The sequence below is a fragment of the Mycobacterium sp. genome (assembly GCF_019243155.1).
Classification (GTDB): domain Bacteria; phylum Actinomycetota; class Actinomycetes; order Mycobacteriales; family Mycobacteriaceae; genus Mycobacterium.
In genome coordinates this window covers 1-7,659 of the sequence record NZ_JAFAUS010000268.1, presented here as the reverse complement: position 1 = coordinate 7,659, position 7,659 = coordinate 1, and the positions used below count along the sequence as shown (strand labels likewise).

The 7,659-nt window shown below is 68.7% G+C and carries 1 protein-coding gene; it reads left to right on the top strand.

Annotated features, from left to right (window positions below; genetic code table 11):
• On the top strand, nt 1-7,659 hold a 7,659-nt coding region (locus JOZ00_RS13310), incomplete at both ends, for a non-ribosomal peptide synthetase (protein WP_293344425.1).

Here is a 7,659-nt window from a genome sequence, read left to right as displayed (position 1 = left end):
GTCAACGGCAAGCTCGACATCCGCGCCCTGCCGGCACCGGAATACCTGGGCGGTGTGTACCGCGCTGCGACCAACCCGACAGAGGAGATCCTGGCCGGCATCTACGCGCAGGTGCTCGGCGTCGACCGCGTCGGGATCGACGACTCCTTCTTCGACCTCGGGGGCGACAGCATCTCGGCGATGCGGCTGATCGCGGCCGTCAACGCCGGCCTGGAGTCCGACCTTGCGGTGCGGACCCTGTTCGAGGCGCCCACAATCGCCCAGCTGGCGCCGCGCATCGGTGAGGCCCCGGGCGGGCTGCAACCGTTGGTCGCAGGGGCGCGGCCCGCGGTGGTGCCGTTGTCGTTCGCACAGAACCGCTTGTGGTTCATCGACCAATTGCAGGGGCCGTCACCGGTTTACAACGTCGCCGCCGCTCTGCGACTGGAAGGCTCGCTCGACGCCGAGGCGCTGGGCGTCGCGCTGGCCGACGTGGTGGCCCGGCACGAGAGCCTGCGCACGCTGGTCGTGGCACCCGAGGGAACACCTCAGCAGGTCGTCCTCCCGGTCGAGCGTGCCGACTTCGGGTGGGACGTCGTCGACGCCGTCGGCTGGCCTGAAGGCCGGCTGATCGAGGCCGTCGGCGACGTAGCGCTCCACACGTTCGCCCTGGACGCCGAGATCCCACTGCGGGCAAGGCTTTTCCGGGTTTCCGAAGACGAACACGTGCTCGCCGCGGTCGTGCACCACATCGCCGCCGACGGATGGTCGATCACCCCGCTGGTGCGCGATCTGGGCGCCGCCTATGCCAGTCGTTGTGCCGGGCGCGCCCCGGACTGGGCGCCGTTGGCCGTTCAATACATCGACTACACCCTGTGGCAGCGTGCGCAATTCGGCGAGATCGAGGACGCCCACAGCCCACTGGCCGCACAGATGGCCTACTGGCAGAACGCCCTCGCCGGGATGCCCGAGCGGGTGCAGTTGCCCACCGACCGCCCCTACCCGCTGATGGCGGATCAGCGCGGCGCCAGCGTGGACGTCGACTGGTCGGCCGAGTTGCAGCAACGCATCGCACAAGTGGCTCGCGAGCACAACGCGACCCCCTTCATGGTGATGCAGGCCGCGCTGGCGGTGCTGCTGTCGAAGGTCAGCGCGAGTACCGATGTGGCCGTTGGCTTCCCGATCGCAGGACGCCGCGACCCCGCACTTGACGAGCTGGTCGGGTTCTTCGTCAACACGCTGGTGCTGCGGGTCGACGTCGCAGACGACCCCAGCTTCACCGATCTGTTGGCGCAGGTCCGACAACGCAGCCTGGCGGCCTACGAGCACCAGGATGTGCCGTTCGAGTTGCTGGTGGACCGGCTCAACCCGGTCCGGTCGCTCAGTCACCATCCGCTGGTGCAGGTGATGCTGGCCTGGCAGAACCTTCCGGGGTACTCGAGCGACCCCGCTTCCGGTCTGGGACTGGGCGACCTACGGGTGACGCCGCTGCAGACGGATACCCAATCGGCCCGGATGGACCTGACGTTCTCGCTGTCCGAACGGTGGAGCGAGAGTGGCGAACCCGCCGGGATCGGCGGGAGGGTCGAATACCGCACCGACGTCTTCGACCCCGCCAGCATCCAGGCGCTCACGGAACGGTTGCAGCGGGTGCTGATCGCGATGACGGCCAACCCCACGCTGCTGTTGTCGTCGCTGGATCTGCTCGACGAAGCCGAGCACGCCCGGCTGGACGAACTTGGAAACCGCGCGGTGTTGGCCCAGTCGACGGGCACGGACGCGTCTATACCTGAGCTGTTCGCGGCGCAGGTCGCGCGCACCCCGGAGGCCGTGGCGCTGGTGTGCGACGGTAGGTCGTTGACGTATCGCGAGCTGGACGAGGCCGCGAACCGGTTGGCGCACCTGCTGGCCGGGCACGGCGCGGGCCCGGGACAGCAAGTGGCGCTGCTGGTTTCGCGCTCGGCCGAGGCGATTGTGTCGATCCTGGCGGTGCTCAAGGCCGGCGCGGCCTACCTGCCGATCGACCCGGCCCTGCCGGAGGCCCGGATCGGGTTCATGCTTGCCGACGCCACGCCGATCGCCGCCGTCACCACCGCCGACTTGGCGGACCGATTCGCCGGCCAGGACGTAACGGTCATCGATGTGCTTGACCCGGCCGTCGCCGCCCAGCCCAGCACGGCGCTCCCGACGGCGCCACGCCCGGACGATCTCGCCTACTTCATCTACACCTCAGGCACCACCGGCGTCCCCAAAGGTGTTGCGGTAAGCCACCGCAACGTGACCCAACTGCTGGCTTCGGTCGGTTTCGGACTGCCGGCGGCGGGCGTGTGGTCGCAGTGGCATTCGCTGGCCTTCGACGTCTCGGTGTGGGAGATCTTCGGCGCGCTGCTGCAAGGCGGACGACTGGTGGTCGTTCCCGAAGACACGGCGCGCTCACCGGAAGACCTGCACGCCTTGCTGGTCGCCGAAGACGTCACCGTTTTGAGTCAAACCCCTTCGGCCGTCGGCATGCTCGACGCGCAGGGCCTGGAGTCGACGGCGTTGGTGGTCGCCGGTGAAGCGTGTCCGACCGAGTTGGTGGACCGCTGGGCGTCGGATCGGGTGATGATCAATGCCTACGGACCGACCGAGGCCACCATCTACGCGGCGGTCAGCGCGCCGTTGACCGCGGATTCCGGTGTGGCGCCGATCGGTTCGCCGGTGCCGGGGGCGGCACTGTTCGTGCTGGACGGGTCGCTGCGGCCGGTTCCCATCGGTGTCGTCGGCGAGTTGTATGTCGCGGGTGCCGGTGTCGCCGGCGGGTATTGGCGCCGGGCCGGGCTGACGTCGTCGCGGTTCGTGGCCTGCCCGTTCGGGGCGCCCGGTACGCGCATGTATCGCACCGGAGACCTGGTGCGCTGGGGTGCCGATGGGCAACTCGACTACCTGGGCCGCGCCGACGCGCAGGTCAAGATTCGCGGCTACCGCATCGAACTCGGCGAAATCCAGGCGGCGTTGAGTGCGCTCGACGGTGTCGACCAAGCGGTCGTCATCGCGCGCGAGGACCGTCCGGGTGACAAGCGCCTGGTCGGCTATGTCATCGGGACGGCAGACCCGGCCGGGGCGCGTGCCGCGCTGGCCGAGCGGCTGCCGGGGTACATGGTTCCCGCGGCCGTGGTGGTGCTGCAGGAGCTGCCGCTGACGCCCAACGGCAAACTCGACACCCGCGCGCTGCCCGCGCCGGAGTATCGCGATGTCGATCGCTACCGCGCCCCGGAAAACCCGATCGAAGACATCTTGGCCGGTATTTACGCCCAGGTGCTCGGGCTCGACCGGGTCGGCGTCGACGACTCCTTCTTCGAGCTGGGTGGTGACAGCATTCTGTCGATGCAGGTGGTGGCGCGGGCGCGCGCCGCCGGCCTGGCGTGCCGGCCGCGCGACGTCTTCGTCGAGCAGACCGTTGCCCGGCTGGCCCGGGTGATCACGGTCGCCGACGATGCGGTCGGCCCGATCGATGAGGGCATCGGCGAACTGCCCGCGACACCAATCGTGCGCTGGTTGCAGGGCGTGCAGGGTCCGGTCGACCAGTTCAACCAGACGATGGTGGTGCAGGCTCCCGAGGGCGCCGGCGAAGCCGACGTCGTGATCGTGTTGCAGGCCTTGCTCGATCGGCACGCCATGCTGCGGCTGCGCGTGGACGACGACGGCGGGGAGTGGGCGTTGACGGTGCCCGAGGTGGGGTCGGTGGACGCCCGGGATTGCCTGGTGTCGGTCGACGAACTGTCCGACGACGCGGTGATACGGGCACGCTCGCGGTTGAACCCGGCGACCGGCGTGATGCTGAGCGCGCTGTGGGTCAGCTCCACCGGTCAGCTCGTGCTGATCGTTCACCACCTTGCCGTTGACGCGGTGTCCTGGATGATCCTGCTCGAGGACCTCAACATCGCGTGGGCTCAGCATCGCGCCGGGCAGCCGTTGGCGTTGCCTGCGGGCAGGACGTCGTTCGCGCGGTGGGCGGAGATTCTCAACGCACATGCCCGTACGCCGGAAGTCGTTGCCCAACAACAGGTATGGGACCGGATAGCCACGACTCCGGCGGTGCTGCCCGCGGTCAAACCGGCGATCGACACCTACGAGCGCGCCGCGCACCTGTCGGTGTCGCTCGACGATGTCGAGACGACCAGGATGCTGTTGGTCGAGGTGCCTGCGGCGTTCCACGCCCGGATCAACGACATCCTGCTGATCGCATTCGCCTTGGCGGTAACGGAATTCACGGGCGTCGGGGCACCGGTCGGCATCGACGTCGAGGGCCACGGCCGCCACGAGGAACTCGGCGCCGGCGTCGACCTGTCACGCACCGTGGGATGGTTCACCACCAAATACCCTGTGCGGCTTGGGGTGAGCGGGCTATCGTGGCCGCAGGTGGTCGCCGGTGATGCCGCACTCGGTGACGTGATCAAGGATGCCAAGGAACAGCTGCGCTCCCTTCCCGAGGGCCTGACGTACGGCGCACTGCGCTACCTGAACGCCGACGTCGACCTGGCAGGAGCGGACCCGTCGATCGGGTTCAATTACTTCGGGCGTCAGGGCGCCGTGGGAGCGGACGTCGCCGGTGACGGTTGGCGGATCTGCGAGGACCGCTCGGCGGTCACCGGCGTGGCCGCGGCAATTCCGATGCCACTCATGCACACCGTTGACGTCAACGCCGTTACCATCGAGACCGACGCCGGCCCGCGTCTGCGCGCCGACTGGACCTGGGCGCCTTCGGTTCTCGACGAGGTGCAGGTCAGCCGGCTGAGCCGGTTGTGGTTCGAGGCGCTGACCGGCATCTGCGCGCACGTGCGTTCCGGTGGCGGCGGATTGACTCCGTCGGACGTTGCGTCCGCGCGACTGAGCCAACAGCAGATCGACGTGTTGGCGCGGCAATACCAGATCGCGGACGTTCTGCCGTTGACCGCGCTGCAGCAGGGACTGCTCTTCCACGCGAACACCTCGCGGGGCGGCGACGACCTGTATGCGGTGCAGCTGGAGATCGGCGTGACCGGCCCGCTGGACGCGGGTCGCCTGCAGGACGCGGTGCAGGCGGTGGTCGCCCGGCATCCGAACCTGGTGGCCCGCTTCTGCCAGCAGTTTGACGAGCCGGTACAGGTCATCCCGGCCGATCCCGTTGCGGCCTGGCAGTACATCGAGCTTGACCGCGGCGACGTATTGGATACCGACGAGCTGGTTCGCCGGCTCTGCGCCGCGGAACGTGTTGCGGTGTACGAGCTCGCCGATCAACCGGCCTTCCGGGCGGCGTTGCTCCGCACGGCGACGGACCGCCACCGACTGGTGCTGACCATTCATCACATCGTGCTCGACGGTTGGTCGCTGCCGATCCTGTTGGGGGAGATCTTCGCCAGCTTCAGCGGACAGCGCCTGCCCGCGCCGGTGTCGTTCCGGACATTCGTGGACTGGCTGGCCGATCGAGACCTCGACGCGGCGCGCGCTGCTTGGGGTGAGGTGTTCGCCGGCTTCGAGGTTCCCACATTGGTGAGCCCGCAGCGGCTGGGGCTGGGCCCGCGCGGAACCCAGGCGTATGTGGTGCCCGCCGAAACTTCGCGCGCCATCAACGAACTCGCGCGCTCGTCGCACACCACCGTGAACGTCGTGTTGCAAGCCGCCTGGGCGCGCTTGCTGTCCTGGTTGACCGGTCAACACGATGTCGCCTTCGGCACCACGGTTTCGGGTCGGCCGGCCGAGGTGCCCGGCGCAGAGTCGATGGTGGGCCTGTTGATCAACACGGTGCCTGTGCGCGCCAACATCACGCCGTCGACCACGACGCTGGATCTGCTGAACCAGTTGCAGAGTGCCTACGGCGACACCCTCGAGCACCAGCACTTGGCGCTCAACGAGATTCACCGCATCACCGGTCAGGACCAGCTGTTCGACACGCTCTTCGCGTTCGAGAACTTCCCCGTCGAAACCGGTGTGGCCCTGGGTGACAATGAGCTGGGAATCAGTGACTCCACCACCCGCGAATACAACCACTACCCGTTGACGGTGCAGGCCGCACCGGGCGCCGAGTTGGGGCTTCGCGTCGAGTACGACACCGATGCGTTCGATTCGGTCAGCATCGAGACGCTGATCGAGCGGTTCCAGCGAGTGCTGGTGGCCATGACCACCGAACCGGCGAGGCGGTTGTCGGCGATGGACCTGCTCGACGAGCCCGAGCGTGCCCACCTGGATGAGGTCGGCCATCGCTCGGTGCTGACCGCGCCCGCCCCCACGCCGGTGTCGATCTCGGCGCTGTTCGCTGAGCAGGTGGCGCGTGCCCCCGAGGCCCCGGCGGTCAGTTGGGGCAGTGTGTCCATGACATACCGGGAGCTGGACGAGGCGGCAAACCGGTTGGCGCACCTGCTGATCGATCGTGGCGTGCGCCCGAGTGAGCCTGTGGCGCTGCTGTTTTCGCGCTCGGCCGAGGCAATCGTGGCGATCCTCGCGGTACTCAAGGCGGGTGCGGCCTACCTGCCGATCGACCCGGCTGCCCCGGTGGCGCGCATCAGGTTCATCGTCGGCGACGCCGCACCGAAGGTCGCGATCACCACGGCGGGCCTGCGGTCGCGGCTGGCAGGCTCCGACCTTGCCATCATCGATGTCGAGGACCAGGTCGACGCCAACCCGAGCACCGCCCTGCCGGAATCCTCGGCCGACGATATTGCGTACCTGATCTACACCTCGGGCACCACGGGAGTGCCCAAAGGCGTTGCGGTGAACCATCGCAACGTGACCCGGCTGATCGGGTCCCTGGATGCCGGTCTACCGGCGGCGGGGGTGTGGTCGCAGAGTCACACGTACGCTTTCGACGTCTCGGTGTGGGAGATCTTCGGTGCACTGTTGCGTGGCGGGCGTCTGGTCGTGGTGCCCGAAGTGGTCACGCGATCGCCAGAAGGGTTCCACGCGTTGCTGGTTCGGGAGCAGGTCACCGTCCTCACCCAAACCCCGTCGGCGGTTGCGGCGCTCTCCTCGGAGGGCTTGGAGTCCGTGTCGCTGGTGATGGCCGGCGAGGCGTGCCCGGTCGAAGTGGTGGACCGGTGGGCGCCCGGACGGGTGATGATCAACGCTTATGGCCCAACCGAGACGACGATGTGTGTCGCCATCAGTGCGCCGCTCGAGCCGGGTTCGGGGCCGCCGCCGATCGGCGCGCCGGTGCCAGGTGCGGCGCTGTTCGTGTTGGACGGCTGGCTGCGTCCGGTCCCGACCGGAGTGGTCGGCGAGTTGTACGTGGCCGGTGCCGGTGTGGCGAGCGGCTACGTCGGCCGGCCGGGATTGACCGGCTCGCGGTTCGTGGCCTGCCCGTTTGGGGAGCCCGGAGCGCGCATGTATCGCACCGGAGACCTGGTGTGCTGGAGCGCCGACGGGCAGCTGGAATACCAGGGCCGCGCCGACGAGCAGGTCAAGATCCGCGGCTACCGCATCGAACTCGGCGAAGTCCAGGCCGCGCTGTCCGCGGTCGACGGCGTCGAGCAGGCGGCGGTGATCGCGCGCGAGGACCGCCCCGGTGACAAACGCCTGGTCGGTTACGTCACCGGGACAGCCGATCCGGCGGCGGTGAGGGCCGCGGTGGCCGAGCGGCTGCCGTCGTACATGGTGCCCAGCGCGGTGGTGGCAATCGACACGCTGCCACTGACCCCCAACGGCAAGCTCGACTCCCGTGCCCTG